Origin of the sequence: Nodosilinea sp. LEGE 06152 (genome assembly GCF_015207525.1) — a bacterium.
In the GTDB taxonomy this organism is placed as follows: domain Bacteria; phylum Cyanobacteriota; class Cyanobacteriia; order Phormidesmidales; family Phormidesmidaceae; genus Nodosilinea.
On sequence record NZ_JADEWR010000013.1, the window covers coordinates 88396 to 107354 of the forward strand.

General features: G+C 57.7%; 21 protein-coding genes, 1 tRNA gene and 1 other annotated feature. Of the genes, 15 read left to right on the forward strand and 7 right to left on the reverse strand.

The features are described 5' to 3' along the window. Positions 1-24 precede the first annotated feature (24 nt). The 4 genes from IQ265_RS18145 (at position 25) to rpmB (ending at position 3539) form a co-directional block, all read left to right on the forward strand. The gene (locus IQ265_RS18145) at positions 25-555 is read left to right on the forward strand and encodes a cyclic nucleotide-binding domain-containing protein (RefSeq protein ID WP_228038068.1); all 531 of its coding nucleotides are present in this window, start codon (positions 25-27) and stop codon (positions 553-555) included. Between the two features lie 136 nt (positions 556-691). Then, the gene (locus tag IQ265_RS18150; RefSeq protein WP_194056139.1) at positions 692-1282 is read left to right on the forward strand and encodes a LemA family protein; all 591 of its coding nucleotides are present in this window, start codon (positions 692-694) and stop codon (positions 1280-1282) included. A 2-nt stretch (positions 1283-1284) separates the two neighbouring features. Further along, positions 1285-3213: a M48 family metallopeptidase gene (locus tag IQ265_RS18155; RefSeq protein WP_194056141.1), complete on the forward strand. Its 1929-nt coding sequence runs from the start codon at positions 1285-1287 to the stop codon at positions 3211-3213. 89 nt (positions 3214-3302) lie between these two features. Beyond that, on the forward strand, positions 3303-3539 hold the full coding sequence (rpmB, locus tag IQ265_RS18160; protein WP_194056142.1) for a 50S ribosomal protein L28: 237 nt from the start codon (positions 3303-3305) through the stop codon (positions 3537-3539). A 17-nt stretch (positions 3540-3556) separates the two neighbouring features. Here the strand turns inward: rpmB and IQ265_RS18165 are convergent, their stop codons facing one another. Continuing rightward, the gene (locus IQ265_RS18165) at positions 3557-4420 is read right to left on the reverse strand and encodes a PEP-CTERM sorting domain-containing protein (protein ID WP_194056143.1); all 864 of its coding nucleotides are present in this window, start codon (positions 4418-4420) and stop codon (positions 3557-3559) included. 359 nt (positions 4421-4779) lie between these two features. Here IQ265_RS18165 and IQ265_RS18170 point away from each other — a divergent pair, with 359 nt between their 5' ends. Together IQ265_RS18170 and map are read left to right on the forward strand one after the other, a co-directional pair. Further along, on the forward strand, positions 4780-5688 hold the full coding sequence (locus IQ265_RS18170; protein WP_194056144.1) for a cation diffusion facilitator family transporter: 909 nt from the start codon (positions 4780-4782) through the stop codon (positions 5686-5688). Positions 5689-5827: 139 nt separating this feature from the next. Continuing rightward, positions 5828-6682 (forward strand): type I methionyl aminopeptidase, encoded by an 855-nt coding sequence (gene map / locus IQ265_RS18175; protein WP_194056145.1) that lies wholly within the window; start codon positions 5828-5830, stop codon positions 6680-6682. Positions 6683-6812: 130 nt separating this feature from the next. Here map and IQ265_RS18180 read toward each other — a convergent pair whose 3' ends face one another. From IQ265_RS18180 to IQ265_RS18205, 6 genes are all read right to left on the reverse strand, one after another. Beyond that, entirely contained in the window at positions 6813-7799 is a 987-nt protein-coding gene (locus tag IQ265_RS18180; RefSeq protein ID WP_194056146.1) for an energy transducer TonB, read from the reverse strand. Between the two features lie 99 nt (positions 7800-7898). Beyond that, positions 7899-8807, reverse strand: coding sequence for a hypothetical protein (locus tag IQ265_RS18185; protein WP_194056147.1), 909 nt, complete (start codon positions 8805-8807; stop codon positions 7899-7901). 185 nt (positions 8808-8992) lie between these two features. After that, positions 8993-9913 (reverse strand): PstS family phosphate ABC transporter substrate-binding protein, encoded by a 921-nt coding sequence (locus IQ265_RS18190; protein WP_194056148.1) that lies wholly within the window; start codon positions 9911-9913, stop codon positions 8993-8995. 367 nt (positions 9914-10280) lie between these two features. Next, entirely contained in the window at positions 10281-10766 is a 486-nt protein-coding gene (locus IQ265_RS28835; RefSeq protein ID WP_228038069.1) for a hypothetical protein, read from the reverse strand. A 351-nt stretch (positions 10767-11117) separates the two neighbouring features. Continuing rightward, positions 11118-11786, reverse strand: coding sequence for a DUF2301 domain-containing membrane protein (locus IQ265_RS18200; RefSeq protein ID WP_194056150.1), 669 nt, complete (start codon positions 11784-11786; stop codon positions 11118-11120). A 119-nt stretch (positions 11787-11905) separates the two neighbouring features. Beyond that, positions 11906-14161 (reverse strand): GAF domain-containing protein, encoded by a 2256-nt coding sequence (locus IQ265_RS18205; RefSeq protein WP_194056152.1) that lies wholly within the window; start codon positions 14159-14161, stop codon positions 11906-11908. A 183-nt stretch (positions 14162-14344) separates the two neighbouring features. On the opposite strand from IQ265_RS18205, the gene rplS reads away from it, so the two are divergent. The 9 genes from rplS (at position 14345) to IQ265_RS18250 (ending at position 18957) form a co-directional block, all read left to right on the forward strand. Continuing rightward, entirely contained in the window at positions 14345-14710 is a 366-nt protein-coding gene (gene rplS, locus IQ265_RS18210; RefSeq protein WP_194056154.1) for a 50S ribosomal protein L19, read from the forward strand. A 43-nt stretch (positions 14711-14753) separates the two neighbouring features. Further along, positions 14754-14826: transfer RNA gene (locus IQ265_RS18215), tRNA-Trp, on the forward strand. Positions 14827-15065: 239 nt separating this feature from the next. Beyond that, positions 15066-15290 (forward strand): preprotein translocase subunit SecE, encoded by a 225-nt coding sequence (gene secE, locus IQ265_RS18220; protein ID WP_194056368.1) that lies wholly within the window; start codon positions 15066-15068, stop codon positions 15288-15290. Beyond that, the gene (gene nusG / locus IQ265_RS18225; RefSeq protein WP_194056156.1) at positions 15290-15994 is read left to right on the forward strand and encodes a transcription termination/antitermination protein NusG; all 705 of its coding nucleotides are present in this window, start codon (positions 15290-15292) and stop codon (positions 15992-15994) included. Before secE ends, nusG begins: the two co-directional genes overlap by 1 nt. Positions 15995-15997: 3 nt before the next feature. Beyond that, positions 15998-16423 (forward strand): 50S ribosomal protein L11, encoded by a 426-nt coding sequence (gene rplK, locus IQ265_RS18230; RefSeq protein WP_017297707.1) that lies wholly within the window; start codon positions 15998-16000, stop codon positions 16421-16423. Positions 16424-16506: 83 nt separating this feature from the next. Next, on the forward strand, positions 16507-17220 hold the full coding sequence (gene rplA, locus IQ265_RS18235) for a 50S ribosomal protein L1 (protein WP_194056158.1): 714 nt from the start codon (positions 16507-16509) through the stop codon (positions 17218-17220). 81 nt (positions 17221-17301) lie between these two features. Continuing rightward, positions 17302-17460 (forward strand) — a sequence feature (ribosomal protein L10 leader region). Between the two features lie 78 nt (positions 17461-17538). Continuing rightward, positions 17539-18099 (forward strand): 50S ribosomal protein L10, encoded by a 561-nt coding sequence (gene rplJ, locus IQ265_RS18240; RefSeq protein ID WP_194056160.1) that lies wholly within the window; start codon positions 17539-17541, stop codon positions 18097-18099. A 60-nt stretch (positions 18100-18159) separates the two neighbouring features. Continuing rightward, positions 18160-18567, forward strand: a complete 408-nt coding sequence (gene rplL / locus IQ265_RS18245) for a 50S ribosomal protein L7/L12 (RefSeq protein ID WP_194056162.1) — start codon at positions 18160-18162, stop codon at positions 18565-18567. Between the two features lie 180 nt (positions 18568-18747). After that, positions 18748-18957: a hypothetical protein gene (locus IQ265_RS18250; RefSeq protein ID WP_194056381.1), complete on the forward strand. Its 210-nt coding sequence runs from the start codon at positions 18748-18750 to the stop codon at positions 18955-18957. The last annotated feature ends 2 nt before the right edge of the window (positions 18958-18959 follow it).

Below are 18959 nucleotides of genomic sequence, written 5' to 3' on the forward strand. Positions count from 1 at the left end.
CCCGGTTTTTCTGCCACCCTCTGTATGTTAAACAGCGTCGAACGACTCCTCTTTATTCGCAACGTCTCCATGTTCAAAGAGCTGCGGGACGACTTTTTGGTGCGGCTGGCCTCGGTAATGGATGAGGTGTTCTACGAGGGCAACTACACCATTATCACCCAGGGGCAGGAGGGGCGATCGATGTACATTGTGGTGTCGGGCCGGGTCAGCGTGCACATTGGCGGGCAGCAGGTGGCCCAGCTCAAGCAGGGCGAATGCTTTGGGGAGATGTCGGTATTTGATGCCGAGCCGCGATCGGCCTCGGTGACCACTCTAGACCCCTGTGCCTGCTTAGTGCTCACCCAGCAGCAGCTCTACGATGCGATCGACGAAACGCCGGGTATTGCCGTCAACGTCATCCGGCTGCTCTCGCGCCGCATTCGCGAGCTCAACCAGGACCTCAACCAGATCAAACAGCAGGTCAGTCAGCCGTCCCCCTTTCCCCAGGCTCGACCCCAGTGGTACCAGCCGCTGCCCTTTCCCCCCACCGAACCCCTGGCCCGACCTGGGAGCTAGCGCTGAGAGCCGAGGATGCAGAAGGCCCCAAAACTATACCGCTAGCACCCTTCACCAGAACTTTTCTTAACCCCTGCGACCCGCCTCAGACACCTGGGCAAGCTAACGGTACGATGCCGTTTTTGAGGACTCGCCCATGGGGGTACTGATACTGCTGGTGGCCGTGCTGCTAATTGCGGTGGTCTTTTTTGTCAATCTCTACAACCGCCTGGTCACGGGGCGCAACCGCTACCAAAATGCCTATTCCCAAATTGATGTGCAGCTGCGGCGGCGCTACGACCTGATTCCCAATTTGGTGGAGAGCGTCAAGGGCTACATGGCCCACGAGAGAGAGACCTTAGCAGCGGTCATCAACGCCCGCAATACCGCTATGAGCGCCAGTCGGCAGGCGGCCCAAGCCCCCGGCGACCCCCGTGCCATGCAGCAGCTAGCGGTGGCGGAAGGTGCACTCGACAGCACCCTGGGGCGATTTTTTGCCCTCTCGGAGGCCTACCCCGACCTCAAGGCCAACCAAAACATGGCCCTGCTGATTGAGGAACTGCGCTCGACTGAAAACCGGATTGCCTTTGCCCGTCAGGCCTTTAACGATGCTGTCACTCTCTACAACACTCAGCGGGAGATGTTTCCGGGCAACCTGATCGCAGGCAGCTTCAACTTTAACCCCGCTCAACTGCTGGAGGAGAGTGCTCCAGAGGTCAAGGCCGTGCCCCGGGTTTCGTTTAGCTAGCCATGAACTTTTTTGAGCACCAAGACCAGGCCCGTCGCAACACCACCAAGCTGCTGGTGCTGTTTGGGCTATCGATCGCCGTCATAATTCTGGCTTTTTACGGGGTTGCGATCGCCCTTCTCACCGCCGAAGCCACTGGCCCCGTCGCACTTTGGCGACTCGGAGTCCTGTTCTGGGTCGCCAGCGGTACCGTGGCTTTTATGGCCGTGGGCAGCTCCGTCAAAATGGCCCAGCTCAGCCAGGGGGGCCACAGCGTTGCCCGGGGGCTAGGCGGACGGCAGCTCGATCCGCTGACCACAGACCCCACCGAGCAGCGCCTCGTCAACGTCGTCAGCGAGATGGCCCTGGCTTCGGGCACCCCGATTCCGGCGATTTATTTGCTCGACGACGAGCCGGGCATCAACGCCTTTGCCGCAGGCTATACCCCCAGCAATGCCGTGATTGGCGTTACCCAGGGCTGCCTGGAGCAGCTTAGCCGGGACGAGCTGCAGGGCGTGATTGGCCACGAGTTTAGCCACATCCTCAACGGCGATATGGGCCTCAACCTCAAGCTGATTGGGGTCATCCACGGGCTGCTGCTGATCTACATTACCGGGCGCATGATTTTGCGCCTGGGCTACTGCTTCGATGGCTCGTCGCGCCGCTCGAAGGATGACAAAGGCAGTGGGGCGATTCTCGCAGCGGCTCTGGCCATGCTGGTCATCGGCTACCTGGGCGTGCTGGGGGGGCGGTTAATCAAGAGCGCGGTATCCCGCGAGCGCGAGTTTTTGGCCGATGCGGCGGCGGTGCAGTACACCCGCAACCCCGAGGGAATTGCCGGAGCGCTGCGCAAAATCGGGCAACTCTCGGCGGGGTCTACGGTGAGTTCACCGATGGCTGAAACCGCCAGTCACTTGTTTTTTGGTGAAGCCAACGGTACCCTTTCGTTTTTGGGTGGGTGGTTTGCCACCCACCCGCCCCTGCGTGAGCGGCTGCGGCGCTTGGGTCAAGTACCTGTTGCAGGGGCCTCCCTGGTAGAGGTTTTGTCAACCTCGTCAACCGCCGCAGAGTCGCTGGTGATGGGGCTACAGGGAAGTACGAAAACCGCCGTCCGGCAGGAGGCTACCGCGATCGCTTCCCCCTCGGCGGGTCAGTTCATCACCGCCCTGGGCACCACCGATGCGCAACGGCTCACCCAGGTGCGATCGCTGCTTACCCAGCTACCTCCCGCGGTCAAAGCCGCCCTCCAGGAGCCCAGCAGCGCCGCCGACCTGGTGTACGCCCTGCTGGTGCGCACCAAGCCCGCCCGGCAAGCTCAGCAAATCGAGTATTTGACCGCCACCTATGGCCCCGACTGTAAACAGCGAGTTGGGCAGCTTTATAACTACGTTCGCGCTTTGGCACCAGGGCAAGATCTGCTGCTGCTAGAGGCGCTGATCCCCGCCCTCAAGCAGCTCGATCCGGAGGCGGGGCAGCAGTTTATGCAGACGGCCCGAGCCCTCAGCCAGCCCGGCGGCCAGCTGTTGCTAGCCAACTACCCGCTGCAGCTCATTCTGCGCAAACGGCTATCTGACGGCTCGGCCCAGTCTACCGGAACGACGACCGACACCCTGAGCGATCGCTGGGGCGATGCCCTCACGCTGCTGGCGCTGCTGGCTCGAGCTGGTCACACTCGCCCTGAAGATGCCCTCTACGCCCTGAAGCTAGGCCTTTCGCAACTGCCAGGAGCCCAAAAGCAGCCCTCTCCTAACCAGCTGCCCTCCATCAGCAGTGCCGACATCAACGCGAGCCTGGGTCGACTAGAGCAGATCAGCCCCAAACTCAAGCAGGCCATAGTCGACGCCTGTGCCCACACCGTGCTGGCCGACAACAACGTTACCCCCGCCGAGATGGGCCTGCTGCGTGCCGTAGTCATCACCCTGGACTGTCCTGCCCCGCCCTTTCTTAAATAACGCCAGCTTCCTTGTCGTCCTCCGGAAAACCTCTGCTACAATTAGAAGCTGCGCTATTGTGCCGTTTGATTACCGTCGGAGAATAACCCATGGCCCGTCATTGTGAACTGACCGGAAAGAAAGCAAACAACGCCTTTTCGATCTCCCACTCCCACCGTCGCACCAAGCGTCTGCAGGAGGCCAATCTGCAGGAGAAGCGGGTGTGGTGGCCCCAGGGCAAGCGCTGGGTCAAGCTGCGCCTGTCGACTAAAGCCATCAAAACCCTGCAGTCTAAGGGTCTCGATGCCATGGCTAAAGAAGCCGGCATCAATCTCAACAAGTATTAAATCTGGCGTTTAGCCAGCTAGCTTCGGCGGCGCAGTAGCGCCAGCCCCGCCGCCACAATACCAAAAGCAAAGGCCGTGCCTGGTTCAGGTACGGCCTTTGACGTAGCCTGGCGCTGTACCTCCATCAAAAATTTAAACACCACCGACTCGCCAGGGGCCAGGCCACGATCAAACTGAAAGGCAGCGGTGGCATCGCCGACAAAGGGACCGGAGTTCGGTTGCAGCCCAGTGGCGGGAGAATTGTATAGCTGGGCCAGCAGCTGACCGTAGGGACTAATCTGCACCGCGGTTGGCACCTGGTCGACGCTGATGGTGGCGAGGGCACCGCTAGAGTCGGTTTGTGTGAAGGTGTTGTTTGAGAAGGAGGCAGTGTCGTTGTCGAGTACGCCATCGAACTGAAGGTCGTAGTCGATGTACTTAAACAGGCTGACGTCGAGCCAGTCGGTACCGGTATTGGTGAGGGTAATTGTTTCCTGCCGAGCAGCGCGGTAGCTGCCCGGCACGTTCCCCAGCAGCACAGAGTCGATTGAAAAGTTGAGGTTGGCTCCAAAGGTAGAGAAGGTGGCGCTCAGACGGTTGGTAGCGGGCTGGCTAAACGCGATTGATCGCAGGTCTTCAAGCCTCAGTTCACGCGGCGCAGCGCTGTTGCCGAGATTGAGAAAATACAGATCGGTAAATATCGTCTCGACACCGTCTACCAGCCACGATTGGTCTTCGCTAAAACGCAGCAGATCAACTTGGTAGGTTGAGTTGCCGTCGACTAGCTCGATTAGCCCTGGGGGCAGTGGGTCTGCGGCTACGGCCAGCCCTGGGGCTACGACCGTAGCCAGGGCCACCGTCAACCCTAGAGTGGGTAGGGTAATTGCAGACCAGTATTGCATGGGAGTACAGAAGGGAGCAGTGGGAGGTGAGAGCAGGTCTGGCCGCTGGCCTAGGGATGGCAGTGGCAAACTGCCGCGATCGCACAGCGCACGCTACCCATAGACTAGTCGGGCCGCCCCGGCTTTGGAATCCGATACCTCAGGGTATTTACGGAATCCTTAAGCAAACTTTACCCATCCTAGGGTGAAGCGACTGCTCTTAGGAAACCGAAAACTGAGCTTTTGCGGCTCGTAGCGGCTCATAATTTATCCAGGTCAGCCAGAACTAAACTATTTCAAGCCCCGCCAAAGCAGTAACGTAGACCCAGGGATAAGCTTAAGTGTTCCTGCAGTATGAGTACCCGCCTGCTGGTTTACCGATGACCGTTCGCCCCCCCATTTCTACCCTCGACCATCGCCGGGCCGTGCAGCGGGTATTGTTGGTTACCCTGGCCCTCAATCTAACGGTGGTAGGGCTCAAGGCTACGGTAGGTTGGCTGACGGGGTCGCTGAGTTTGCTGGCCGACGCGCTCCACAGCGTTACCGATAGCGCCAACAATGTGCTGGGCCTGACCACCAATCGCCTGGCCGATCCCCAGCCCGATCGCGATCATCCCTATGGCCACCAAAAATTTGAGGCGATCGGGGCCCTGGGCGTGGCGGCCTTTCTGGGCATTGCCTGTTTTGAAATTCTCAAAAGTGCCGTAGAGCGCGTTATTTCAGGGGGTAACCCGGTCACCATGAGCGCCACCGCCTTGTGGATTATGCTCGTTGTGCTGGGCATCAATGTTTTTGTCGCTTTTTACGAGCGGCGGGTGGGGCAGACGCTCAACAGCAAAATTTTGGTGGCCGACGCCCGCCACACCATGAGCGACATTTGGACCACCATCGTCGTATTGGCGGGGCTGATTGGCGTATGGCAAGGGCTGGACTGGCTAGATGTGGCCCTGGCGTTTCCGGTAGCGCTGCTGGTGTTTAAGAGCGGGTGGGAAGTGCTGCGCGAAAACCTGCCCTGGCTGGTCGATGAAATGGCGATCGCCCCCGAGGCCATTCACGCCCAGGTCATGCAGGTGCCCGGTGTGGTCAACTGCCACAGCATTGCCTCACGGGGGCTGCTGGGGCGACAGGTGTTTATTGACATGCACCTGATAGTCAAACCCACCGATTTGCGGGCCGCCCACACCGTCACCGAAGCGGTTGAAGACCGCCTAGAGCAGATCTATGGCCCAGCCCGAATTACCATTCACGTCGAGCCCCGCGAGTACACCGAGGAGGAGATTACCTATTAGGTAAATAGCAATTCGGCAAAGCAAACATGACTATTCACGAACTCTAGGCTCCTCCGTAAAGGCGGGGCAGATTCATCCTGAGCGTTGACAGATTACACTGGTAAAGGGGCAAATGCCTTGATCCCGTTGCGAACCATCTATGAACTTTTTGACCAATCTGATTCCCGGTCGAGCCGACCAGGCGACCCTGCCCAAGCGCAGCCGCCGGGTGCGGGGGGTAGAGCTAAAAAGCGAAGCTGAGCTGGAGATTATGCGCGGGGCAGCTCGCATTGTAGCCACGGTGCTAAAAGAGATCGAGGCGCTGGTACAGCCGGGTATGACCACCGCCGACCTCGATGCCCATGCCGAAACCCGCATTCGTGAGCTGGGCGCAACCCCTAGCTTTAAGGGTTACCACGGTTTTCCGGCCTCGATTTGCGCCTGTATCAATGACCAGGTGGTACATGGCATCCCCAATCGGCGTCAGGTGATTCGTCGGGGCGACCTGCTCAAGGTCGATACCGGGGCCTACTTCAACGGCTTCCACGGCGACTCGTGCATCACCATCGCGGTAGGCGAGGTATCGGCCCAGGCCAAGCAGCTGATGACGGCAGCCGAGGCGGCTCTCTACGCGGGCATTGCCCAGGTCAAACCCGGCAACACACTGCTGGACATTGCCGGTGCGATCGAAGACTGCGTCGCCAGCTACGGTTTTGCCGTCGTAGAAGACTTTACTGGCCACGGGGTAGGCCGCAACCTGCACGAAGCACCTTCGGTGTTTAATTTTCGCACCCGACAGTTGCCCAACATGAAACTGCGGCCCGGCATGACGCTGGCGATCGAGCCTATTCTCAACGCTGGCTCAAAGCAAACCCGCACCCTAAAAGACCAGTGGACGGTGGTAACGGTCGACCGCTCGCTGTCGGCCCAGTTTGAGCACACAGTCTTGGTCGGCGAAACCGGCTATGAGATTTTGACCGATCGCAACCAGGTGCCCCTGGTGCTGGCCTCCTAGGGCGTGTCATCAACTATGGCCAAAAGCCGAGTATGTCAAGCCTTGCCACGCCCGACCCCAAGAACAGGCTAGGGGCTGTAAACCTTGATTTTGGGCATTTAGCAGCTAATTGATGACGGCCCCTAGGGCTTTAGGCCTCTGAGTTGGGGTCAAGACAGGGGCGAGGGCCATAGTCAACAGTGGTTTCGACCGTTAGCACGTAGGCTTTTGGGCCATCGGCTGGAGGGAAGGTGTGGTTTTGAATCTCCTGCAGGGCCTTGCGATCGAGGGCACCATATCCCGAACTCCTTAGCAGAGTAGGCTCGCCTCGCCAGGACCCATCTGGGTTGACCACCGCGCCAATGTTGATTTCTCCTGGCACGTCGGTCAGGCAAACTCGCTGGGGATAGACGGTCGACAATTCGGTGCGGTTGACCTCGGCAGAGAGATCAGCGAGATCGCTGTCTTGACGGATTGCGGCTTCCCACCGCTGCTGATTGGTATTAAACGCCTCACGGGTCACGGCGGCGGCATTGAAGGCAAAGCGGTTTTGAATTGATTCTGCTGCTTGGTCAACTTGGGCTTGGGGCAGGTCGAGGGCGGCAACGTGAGCCAGTAACTGTTCTCCCAGGTTGCCATCAAACAAAGGACGGCTGGACGCGTCGGGGGCGGTTGATGCGGGGGCGGTTGATGCGGGGGAATCGGGGCTGGCGGGGCGGCTGGACGCAACGGGTTGAGGGGCTGAGCCGGACTGGGTTTGAGGCTGCGATTGGGCCTGCGGCCGGGGCTGTGCTTGGGCCTGAGGTTGAGGCGGCTGCGATCGCGCTCTGGGCACCGTCGCCCGTGGCTGAGGCTGGGGCTGCGGTACAGCCGCTGGCGCAGTCTGACGTGCCGGAACAGGCGTTGTCGTTGTAGGGGCTGCTGCCGCCTCCAATTCAGGGGCCCCCGCGGGGGGCACTCGGGTAATTGCCACGCTGTCTTGCTCAGGGTCGGGGGGCGGAATCACCGCATCGCCGCTGGAACCTGCCGGTAGCATTAGCACCAGCCCGTGCAGCCCCAGCGAAGCCAACAGCATGGGGGCTAACAGGGTCTGCCACAGGGGTCTAGCGCGATCGGGTGGGGCAAAGCGAGTAGTCATACCAAACCAGAGGAGAACGTTATCTTGCTCACTACCTATTATTCAGCTATAGAGCCAGGACGGCAGGGGTGTCTTCACCAGGCTGCTCGTAAACCTTCGCTAACCGGCCCTAGGATCGGTGGCCCAGATAATCACTAGCCCGGATGCCTGCCGCCCTGGTGCGCCAACCCCAATACCCACCACCGAGACAAACAAATAGGGCTGACCCTCTTGCAGCACCTGAAACAGAGGGCGATCGCAATAGCCGCCATCTACCTTACTCACCTGAAACTGCGGTGCTGAAAAGGTGCGAGGAATATCTTCCGTTTCGATAAACTGCACGTTGCGAGTCAGGTACCGCAGTGAGGCGGCGTTGGGCAGCAGGCGATAGTCAGCGTCGCTAATTTGGGTGAAAAAGCAGCTCTGCTCAGCAGACGACCATTCACCAATGCCGCCCCGCGTCAGGTATGCGATCGCCGGAAACGATGTCTCCGTCGAGTCAAAATCGCTCTCTCCAGAACCACGCGTGAGGCGGGTAAGCAGGTCCACCACCTCGTCGTCGGGCACAGAAGCCGCTGGCTCCTCCGGTGGCGGTGCCGCCGTAAAGGCATCCTCCGCCGGGGGGAGCGGATTGGCCAAGTCGGCGACAGGCAGTGGAGAACTGGGATAGACCTCGGGAATGACGGGCTGCGTTGGGGCCGCAGGAGCGGCCGCCTGCGGCGGTGGTGGAGCTGTTTCAGCAGCAGGGGGTGGCTCTACCGGCTCAGGTGCAGCCTCCGGCAGACTGCTGATACTCAACAAGTCGACGAACTCTTCTTCGGTAGGGGCCTCTTCTGCCGCTGGCTCAGGGCGAGAGGGCACTGGGGTAAACAGCACCAGCCCGTGCAGCCCCAGGGATAGCCCCAGCAAAGGGGCCACTAAACGTTTGAGCTGGGTGAGGTACTTGGTACCGCGTGGACGGGGTCGCTGCGGTTCTGGCAAGTCAACCTCAGCCAGTTGATGCGGTTCAACCGATTCCCTAATCGTCATAGCTTTTGTAGATAATGAGGCGTCAGCGACTAACTGTGTTGCGGCAAGGTGTCGCGGGGTGTGCCGTGCAGCGGGATTAGTCGCCGCAAAGCCCCCGGGAATGGCGTTAATTCCCAAGGGCTTTTCGAGAGCTGAGACAGCTAAAAGCCTGCCTCGAGGAGCGATCGCGGCAAAGCTAGCGCAACTTACAGCTCAGCTAGAATCGACTCGTAGCGCTGCTCAGACAGGGGCACATAGCCTACCTGAGGCACAATTTCACGGGCGTTATCGAGCATAAACTCAACGAAGGAGCGCACCTCAGGACGGCTCTCCAGACTCTCCTTTTTCACGTAAACAAAAATAGGCCGAGACAGGGGAGCGTAGGTGCCATTTTCCACATTCTCAGGGGTGGGTTCAACACCGTTGATCGCCACAGCCTTGAGAGAGTCCTGGTTCTCCAGGTAGTAAGCCAGACCAAAGTAGCCCAGGGCATTGGCATCGCGAGACACACCCAGCACCAGAATGTTGTCGTCTTCGCTGGCGGTGTAGTCGGCGCGGCTAGACCCCGATTCACCCATAATTACTTCGGTAAAGTAGTCAAAGGTGCCTGAGTCGGTACCGGGGCCAAACAGGTCAATGGGCGCGTCGGGCCAGCTGGGGTCAATTTGGTTCCAGCGAGTCACCGTGCCGTCAGCCTCGGGGCTCCACATTTTTTCGAGCTGCTCAACGGTCATAGACTCAGCCCAGGTATTCTCTGGGTTGATCACAACTGTCAGCGCATCGGTAGCTACAGGCACTTCGATGTACTCAACCCCACCGGCGGCACAGGCCTCAATCTCAGACGATTTGATCGGACGAGATGCCCCGGTAATATCTAGCTCACCAGCACAAAACTTGCTGAAGCCACCGCCCGTACCCGACACTCCAACGGTGACCTGAGCACCACGGTTTGCGGCCATAAATTCTTCGGCCATGGCTTCACTGATGGGAAAGACCGTGCTAGAGCCGTCGATTTGAATAACTGAATTTTGAGACAACGCGCTGGGAGCAGCAATGCCCGCTACCACAGCAGTGGTAACTACCCCGGCTAGCGCATAGCGGTTAAACTTCTGTCTATTGAGAACCATACAACACTCTCCGTGGCGTGCTAAACACTATCAAATTCGCCATTTGAGAGCGTATAGCCCGAATCCTAAGAAAGCCTAATGCCAGCGGTAAGGTTAAGTTTAGAAAAGTTTAAGGGGCATTAATGTAAGAACTCTTATGTCAACATTTGAGTTCTCTATTTGAGTTCTCTTTTTGGGCATTGGAATGTCTCAGGGCTTTGGAGTAATAAGGCCGTTGTTGGCCATAAGTCTTGGGCGAAACAAGTGATTTTGCCATTGTCAGAATGCCCTAACGATCCGCTGCTTTGCAATCGACTAGTATTCCTCAGGTATAAACGATTAGTATCAATCGCCAACGCAGGGCAGCGGCCTTGGCAAGCAGACGCGGTTAAGGCTGCAAAAACTCTCTCAAAAACTCGTAGGGTTCTACATCCCAGATCGGTTCCGGTACCAGTTGACTCAGCCGATTGAGAATGTCGGCTTCAATGGTCGCCATCTGGTCATGGGCAAAAATATCGCCCAGGGCTTGGCGATCGCGATCGCGCAGGGGAGCCAGCGGATTTGCCAGCTGAGGTGCTGCGTTTGCCAGGGAGTAGGGAGACGGTGTCGCTGCCCCACCCTCAGCTTCAGCTTTGGGATAAACGCCAGTACTCGAAGCGCTACCCAGAACGCTATGGGATCGCAGGGGGCGGGGCGATCGCTTTTTAGCGGCAGCCCGCTGGCTAACCGTAAATAGCGCCCTGACCCAGGGATCGGCATTGAGCGAGTCACCAGCAGGGCGTGGGAAAGCCGAATCCAGGCTCCAAGGTTCTGACGAGTTAGCCCCTGAGTTAACAGAGGTTGAGGCCCCCTCTGGGCCGATAGTAGTGCTCATGGTGCTTTAATGTGGTCGTGACGATCAGGGCAAGGATCCCGTAGCCCAGGGCCACCAACAGCCAAACAACTCTGAACCCATGCTCAATGCACCAGAGTTGTTTCAGCGCCCTGGTTTCAGTATAAATGCGGGGGTGATAGGGTTGAGCCTTCTCTACAGCCCATTACCGCCATCACCGAAGAGGGGGGCGTACCCAAGGGGTCAGGAATGGGCGTTGCAGTAACGTACCGAACTCGGTGAGTCCGTAGGGGAGTTCCATGGAATGAACAGCGTCAAAGCGAGGCTCTGCCAATATCAAGCAGTGCACCAGCAAACAGACGACAAGCGGTACCCTGTTGTCTTGGCAGCCCCTTAGCTAGGGCTCTGGGAAGCCGAGCGCTGCTGCTTCAGGTAGGTAAACACCGACTTATCACCAATATCGGGCACGATAGGCTGTACGACTTTGCGCAGGGCAAAGACCAAAAACAAAACCGCCCAGGCCGCTAGCAGTCCCTGCTCCACACCTAGGGGCAACCAGCCCGCTAAATGCCCCAGCAGCAGCAGCGGCACCAGTGGCGTCAACAGCTTGGTCTCAAGGCGGTCAAAGCAAAAAGCTTCTTTGAAGAAAATGCCGGTTAGGGCCACGAAGGTAAAGCCCACCCCCCACAACACCGCAGGCCTTTGCATTACCGTTTGGGCTAAAGGACCGTCGATGCCGTGGGAGAGCACGAGAGAGGCTACTCCCCCCCCAAGCCAGACCGCCTGCAGCAGCCGATGCAGGGGCACCAGGTAAATATGAATAGTGGCTAAACTCAACCCCAGACCCAGCCAAAACAGCGTGTAGAGAACGCTTATAGCCTGCACTAGCGTCGGGTTGTGGGGAAAGAAAAGCGCGATCGCAGCCCCAGCCCCAAAGGTTAACGCCGCTACCACCAGGCCAGCCCGATAGAGCACCACCCCGCGGCGATCGCCCTTGGTAATGGTGTAGTCGCCAAACTGCCCCGAATACACTACCGGAGTTTCATTGACAGCGCTATCCATAGCGTTCACCGTAGGATGAGGAACTTTGCTTATATCCTATCGAGTTAGGGCCTATCGGGTTGGGGCCTATCGGGTTGGGGCCTATCGGGTCAGAGCCTACCGGGTTAGGGAGCCAGGGCCTACCGGGCTAGGGCGAGCTGGGTGGGCAGCGTAATCGTAAAACAGGTCTGGTTCCCCTCGCTGGTGACCTCCACATCGCCCCCCAGGTGCCCCACCAGCTTTTTCACCAGGGCCAACCCTAGGCCCGTGCCGCCCTGTTTCCAAGGGTCAGCACTGGGAACGCGGTAAAACTTGTCAAAAATGCGGGGCATTTCCTCAACCGGAATCGTGACCCCGGTATTGGTTAGGGCAATGACCACCTGCTCGCCAGGCGCGTTGGGGTGGGCCGAAACGTCAAGGGTAATATGTTCGCCAGGCGGGGTGTATTTGCAGGCGTTGTTGAGCAACTCTGCCAGCACTCGCTCCAGACTCGCCAGGTCGGTGTACAGCACTGGCATAGCCGGAGCGACAACCAGCCGTAGGGTCTGATCACGACTTTTAGCGCGGGTCACAAAGCTATCGATCCAGTTCGCTAACCAGGTATCGAGTAAAATCGGCTCCGGCTGGATTGGGTGGTTACCCACGTCCAGCCGCTGCAGGTCAAGCAAATCATTAATCAGGCTAATCTCGCGCTCACACTCCTCCTGCAAGATGCTGAAGTAGCGGCCAATTCGCGTTTGCTCGGCCCTCGGCTTTTGCAGATCAGCGGTCAGGTCAAACTCCTGGTTGAGGGTCACCCCCAGCAGCTGCAGCGCCACCCGCATGCTGGTTACTGGCGTGCGCAGCTCGTGGGAAACCGTGCTGAGAAAGTCGTCTTTGAGGGTATTGAGCCGCTCTAGCTCGGCCACCTGCGACTGGGCCGCCTGGTACAGCCGAGCCTGACGAATCGCGATCGCGCACTGGTTAGCCACCTGCTGCACCAGCCGAATCTCAATATCGTTAAAGCCGTAGTCGCGCCCGTTGATCAGCCACAGATCGCCCAGCACGCCGCGATCATCCACAATGGGGCAGGCCAGCATAGCCACATAGCCCCGCACCGGGTTGGGTTCCACCGAGCAAAACTGAAAGTACTGCCCGTCCAGCAGCTGGTGGTACACCTCAGGGAAAGCTTCCATCTGAGCCACGCGGCCCTGGTACGACGGGCTGGAGCTGTTGTATTCGTAATAGATGGTTGAGGTGCCCTGTTCCAGGTCGTAGAGCGATGTATTCGATCCCTTTACCTCTAGGGCCTCGGTCAGCTCCTTCACCGCCGTCAGCATAATTTGGTTGACATCCAGACTGTCACGCACCCGATCGGTAATCCGTTTAAGGGTCGCCTCAAACTCAAGGGCAGTCTGCAACTCCTCGGTCCGCTGGGCCACCTGCTGCTCCAGGTCGGTGTTAAGCCGCTGCACCTGGTTGTAGAGGCGAGCCTGCTTAATCGCCCCTGCCATCTGGGTGGCCACATCCCGCAGCGTTTCAATTTCCCACGTCGCCCAGGGGCGGGGGCCGCCGTTGAGAGCACACACGAGGCCATAGAGCGACTCCGCCTGCACAATCGGCATAATCAGGCAGGCCTTAACCTGAGCCAGCTCAAGCCTAGCTAAATCGGCGGCGGGCAGATGAGCGGTGGCAACGTCATCGACAATGTCTATCTCCCCCTGGCGATAGCGCACTAGGTCAGCCGTGGTAAAGCTCAGATCAGTCTGGGGCATCATCGACCCAGCCATTGTGCTGCGGGCTGACTCAGCCACTACCCCCCTGTAGTCCGGCTCAACGCTGTAGAACAGTACCCGATCAGTGCGCAAAAAGCGGCGCACCTCATTGACCGTGGTCTGCAGCAGGTCCTCAGAGTTGAGAAACTGTAGGAGGTGCTGGGCGATCGCTCCCAGCAGCCGTTCTCGCTCCGACTGCCGCTGCAGCGTTTGCTCCACCTGGTGCAGCGGAGCAATGTCCTGCAGACTAACCATGAGCCGAAGCTCTCCATTGGGGGCAAAAAAACGCCACGCCGTCGCCGTCAAGCGGCGGTAGTCGCCGGCGGCATCGGTCATCTCTACCGCAAAAGGCTGTGCTTCGCCGCTGGCCATGGCCCGCTGCCCCGCCGCCATCACCTCCTGGCTCACCCCCAGCGGCAGCACATCCATCTGCCGCTGCCCCAGCAGGGCTGAGCGATCGCTACCCACCAGCAGGGTACAGGCCGCATTGAGAAAAATCCAGCGATACTGCTGATCAGTTATCCACAGCGGAGCCGCGATCGCATCTAGCATCTCCCAGGGCATCTCTCCAGGAGCGTGGGCAGCGAAATCGAGGCTGGGCCGCTCTCTTGGAGGCACAGAATCGAGGGGCGGGGTAGACATGTCTAGTGGAGAGAGAGGGGGCGAGAGAAGGGGGCGTATGCTCTATAAACACTATGCCCAGAGCTACCCGACAATGCCCCAATCAGCGCAACAAAAGATCAACTACAGAAAAAGATTTCGGCAGGCTATGACTTAAATACCCCCATGGTCTATAATCGTAGACCGTGCACATTTGCAGGCCCTATGAACGCAGAGGAAATCATCCGCTCAATTGAGACGGAGCAGCTAAAGACCGATCTACCCACCATCTACGTCGGCGACACCATTCGTGTTGGCGTGCGCATTCAAGAGGGTGGCAAAGAGCGGATCCAGCCCTACGAGGGCACCGTCATTGCCATGCGCAACGGCGGCATCAATCGCTCCATCACGGTGCGAAAGATTTTCCAGGGAGTCGGCGTTGAGCGAGTCTTTTTGCTCCATGCCCCCAAAGTGGCCAGCATCACTGTGCTGCGTCGCGGCAAGGCTCGTCGGGCCAAGCTATACTACCTTCGCGATCGCGTTGGTAAGGCTACCCGCCTGAAGCAGCGTTTTGACCGCCCGATCAACTAGAATTGGGTATAGCTAAGTTTTGGTGCCTAACACCTGGCTCCATGCGTCCTTAGTTCAGTTGGTAGAACGCGGGTCTCCAAAACCCGATGTCGGGGGTTCGAGTCCTCCAGGGCGCGCTGAGGTGTGGCGACGACAATGCCTAAAGTAGCTGGCGTTTTTGTTCTAAAACGGTCCAGGGCGGCGGGCATTGTCACTGCCTTACACCTGTTAATCAGGCCAGGGAGTTTAGTTACTGCTTAGTTACTAAATTCGCTCTTTTGCTTAGTTAGGTCAACGTGACCAATTCATCCTTCTAGTTAGACAGTTCGGACAAGCGCCAACAGGAGCCAAACCAGTGGTTAAAAAAGACACTGCCATAGAGTCTAAGGGTAAGGCCGCAGATACCCAGGTTGCCGAGCAAGGCTTTAACGTCGGCACCTTTCTGCAGGGCACCAAAGAAGAGTTGGGCAAAGTGGTTTGGCCAAGTCGGCAGCAGCTGATTAGCGAGTCTGCCGCCGTCATTCTCATGGTTAGCCTTTCCGCAACCCTGATCTATCTGGTTGACCGACTATTTGGATGGATTTCGGGGCAGGTATTCTAATGGCGCTTGAAGATTTCAACTACGACGATGCTCCTCTCGATGAGCCTTTAGATAATGAGCTAGAGGTTGAATCATCGCCGGAAGGCGCTGGGCCTGTCACAGAAGAGGGCAACGAAGGCGAGGCAACCCGCTATTACCAGCGCAAAGCTCGGTGGTATGCAGTGCAGGTCGCATCTGGCTGTGAAAAGCGGGTCAAACTCAACCTTGAACAGCGCGTCAACACCCTAGATGTCGTCAACCGCATTTTTCAGGTTGAAATTCCTCAAACTCCAGCCATTAAGCTTCGCAAAGACGGCACCCGTCAAAATATTGACGAAAAAGTCTTTCCTGGCTACGTTCTGGTGCGCATGTACATGGATGATGAAGCTTGGTCGGTGGTTAAAAACACTCCCCACGTCATCAACTTTGTCGGTGCTGAGCAGCGTCGGGCCTATGGTCGCGGTCGTGGCCACGTCAAGCCCATGCCCCTCGGTATGAGTGAGGTAAAGCGCATCTTCAAGCGTACCGAAGAGCAAAAGCCGGTGGTCAAGGTCGATATGGCCCCTGGAGACAAGATCACCGTCCTCTCGGGTCCCTTCAAAGACTTTGAGGGCGAGGTGGTGGAAGTTAGCCCCGAGCGCAGCAAGCTCAAGGCGCTGCTGTCCATCTTTGGACGCGACACACCAGTAGAACTGGAATTCAACCAAGTGGAAAAAGAGAGTTAATTAATGGCTAAGAAAGTTGTAGCGCTGATTAAGCTGGCACTTCCTGCCGGAAAGGCTAACCCGGCTCCCCCTGTCGGCCCAGCCCTGGGTCAGCACGGGGTGAATATTATGGCGTTCTGCAAAGAGTACAACGCTCGAACCCAGGACAAAGTGGGCCTAGTGATACCGGTTGAGATTTCGGTCTTTGAAGACCGCAGCTTTACCTTCATCCTCAAAACCCCTCCTGCCTCGGTTCTGATCAAAAAGGCTGCCGGTATTGAGCGCGGTTCGGGCGAGCCCCGCACCAAAAAAGTTGGCTCTATTACCCGGGCCCAGCTCAAAGAAATTGCTGAGACCAAAATGCCTGACCTCAATGCCAACGACATTGAGGCCGCGATGAATATTGTTGAAGGTACTGCTCGCAACATGGGCGTCACCGTCGGCGACTAGGCCGAGCCTTGCTTTCAACTAATGTTTAACTGTTCACATTACGGGGAAGAGGCAGTGCTTCGTTTGACCCCAAGGAGATCACAATGGCTAAAGTATCTAAGCGCCTGCGGGAAGCCCAGGCCAAAGTAGAGGACCGTCTCTACGAGCCCCTAGAAGCCCTGGAGCTGCTCAAAGCAACGGCTACCGCTAAGTTTACCGAGTCAGCAGAAGCGCACATTCGTCTGGGTATTGACCCTAAGTACACCGACCAGCAGCTGCGCACAACGGTTATTCTGCCTAAGGGAACCGGGCAGACGATTCGAGTTGCCGTTATTGCTAAGGGCGAGAAGGTGGCTGAGGCTACTGCTGCCGGGGCTGACCTAGTGGGTTCTGAAGAACTCATCGACGAAATTCAGAAGGGCATGATGGATTTTGACATCCTGATTGCCACTCCCGACGTCATGCCTCAGGTAGCCAAGTTGGGTCGTCAGCTTGGCCCCCGTGGCCTAATGCCCTCCCCCAAGGGTGGCACTGTTACGTTTGATCTGCCCCAGGCGATTAGCGAGTTTAAAGCCGGCAAGTTAGAGTACCGTGCTGACAAAACCGGGATTGTTCATGTTATGTTTGGCAAGGCGGACTTTAGCGTTGACGATCTGATGGTCAATCTCAAAGCCCTCCAGGAGAGCGTCGATCGCAACCGGCCTTCTGGAGCCAAGGGTCGCTACTGGCGTACGGTGGCCATTACTTCTACAATGGGTCCTGCCATTCGCCTGGATGTTAACGCCCTGCGCGATTTCAAGATGAGTGACGCCGCCTAGGCAGCTATTCATACAAAACGAGCCCAGGCAAACCAAGTTTTACCCCAGACCAACCAGGAGACTAGAAGGCTGAAATAATCCCTAAAACCGCATAGACGACCGTAGACAGCAGGTGCTAGCCAAGCGCTGCATAAATCCTGCCGAGGTTGACGTAATGACCGACGTGCTTTTGCCCTGGGCAAAGCACATCCGGTCGTTGGTCTAACCCCGGCATGTCTGTCGGGGTTTATTTTTGGTCAATGCTGACAGCAGCACAGCCAAGTCCTGGATGGGGCAATTAAGTTTCCCTATCCCCAACCAAAAGGAGGTGAGATCGATATGGGGAGAACCCTAGCAGACAAGAAAGAGCTGGTAACTGAGATTCAGGAGCTGCTTGACGACGCCCAGCTAGCCTTTGTAATTGATTACAAAGGTCTCACTGTGGCTGAGATTAGCAACCTGCGTAACCGGCTGCGGCCCAAGGGCGCGGTGTGCAAAATCGCAAAAAATACGCTGATGCGTATCGCGGTTGAGGGCAACGATAACTGGCAGCCCATCACCGAGTTCCTCAAAGATTCTTCAGCCTTTGTGCTGGTCAAAGAAGACTTTGGCGGAGCCATCAAGGAGTACCAGGCATTCCAAAAAGACACCAAAAAAACGACCCTCCGGGGCGGTGTCATGGAAGGTCAAGCCCTCAGTGAAGACCAGATTAAGGCCATCACCGAACTGCCCACCAAGGAAGAGCTTATGGCTCGTCTGGCCGGGGCCATTAAGGCGATGCCGACTCGCGTGGCGGTGGGCATCAATGCCGTGCCGACCCAACTGGCAGTGGGCGTCAAAGAGGTGCCTGCATCTCTGGCTCGTGCTATTCAGGCGGTATCCGAAAAAGATGCAGCCTAGGTTCGTCTCTTACGTTTTTTGCGTTTGATTGTTTTTCTAACCAGGAGTTAATCGGTAACTATGTCTGCTAAAACTGACGAAATTCTCGAACAGCTTAAGTCTCTATCTCTGCTGGAAGCCTCTGAGCTTGTTAAGCAGATTGAAGAAGCCTTTGGTGTTGACGCCTCTGCTTCCGCAGGCGGCGGCATGATGATGATGGCCCCCGGCATGATGGGTGGCGGCGGCGCAGCGGCAGCTGAGCCCGAGGAAGAGAAGACCGAATTTGACGTCGTGCTTGAAGAAGTGCCCGCCGACAAGAAGATTGCCGTTCTTAAGGTGGTGCGCAGCCTGACCGGTCTGGGTCTGAAGGAAGCCAAGGAAATGGTGGAAGCGGCTCCTAAGGCCGTTAAGGAAGCCGTTACCAAGGAAGATGCCGAAGACGCTAAAAAGCAGCTCGAAGAAGCGGGCGGCAAGGTCTCTGTCAAGTAACTCCATGCCTGCCCGTTAGGGCTTGGTGTTGAGCAGCTCCCCGTGGTTTCATGGGGAGCTTTTTCATTGCTTTTTCATTTCATTTATGAGTGGTCTTTCCCGACCCCAGACGCCGGCTCCTTGGGTAGCCAACTACCGTTGGGGAAGTTAGCATTGAGGCTGTAGGTACAGAGTTTAGCTATGGCACAACACCTAAAGCGATGGGAGTCGCCTCGCAAGCCGGGCCGCAACGATAAGGGTCGGGGCGGCACTGCCCGCCAGCGACAGCTGCAAAAGCGTCAGCAAACCCTGCGCCAGCGCCTCAGCGATCGCTCGCAACAGACACCAGCCCATCCACAAACACAAAAAGGGGAGCCAATGGCTCCCCTTTTTGCTAAGGCTGCGGCTTAGGG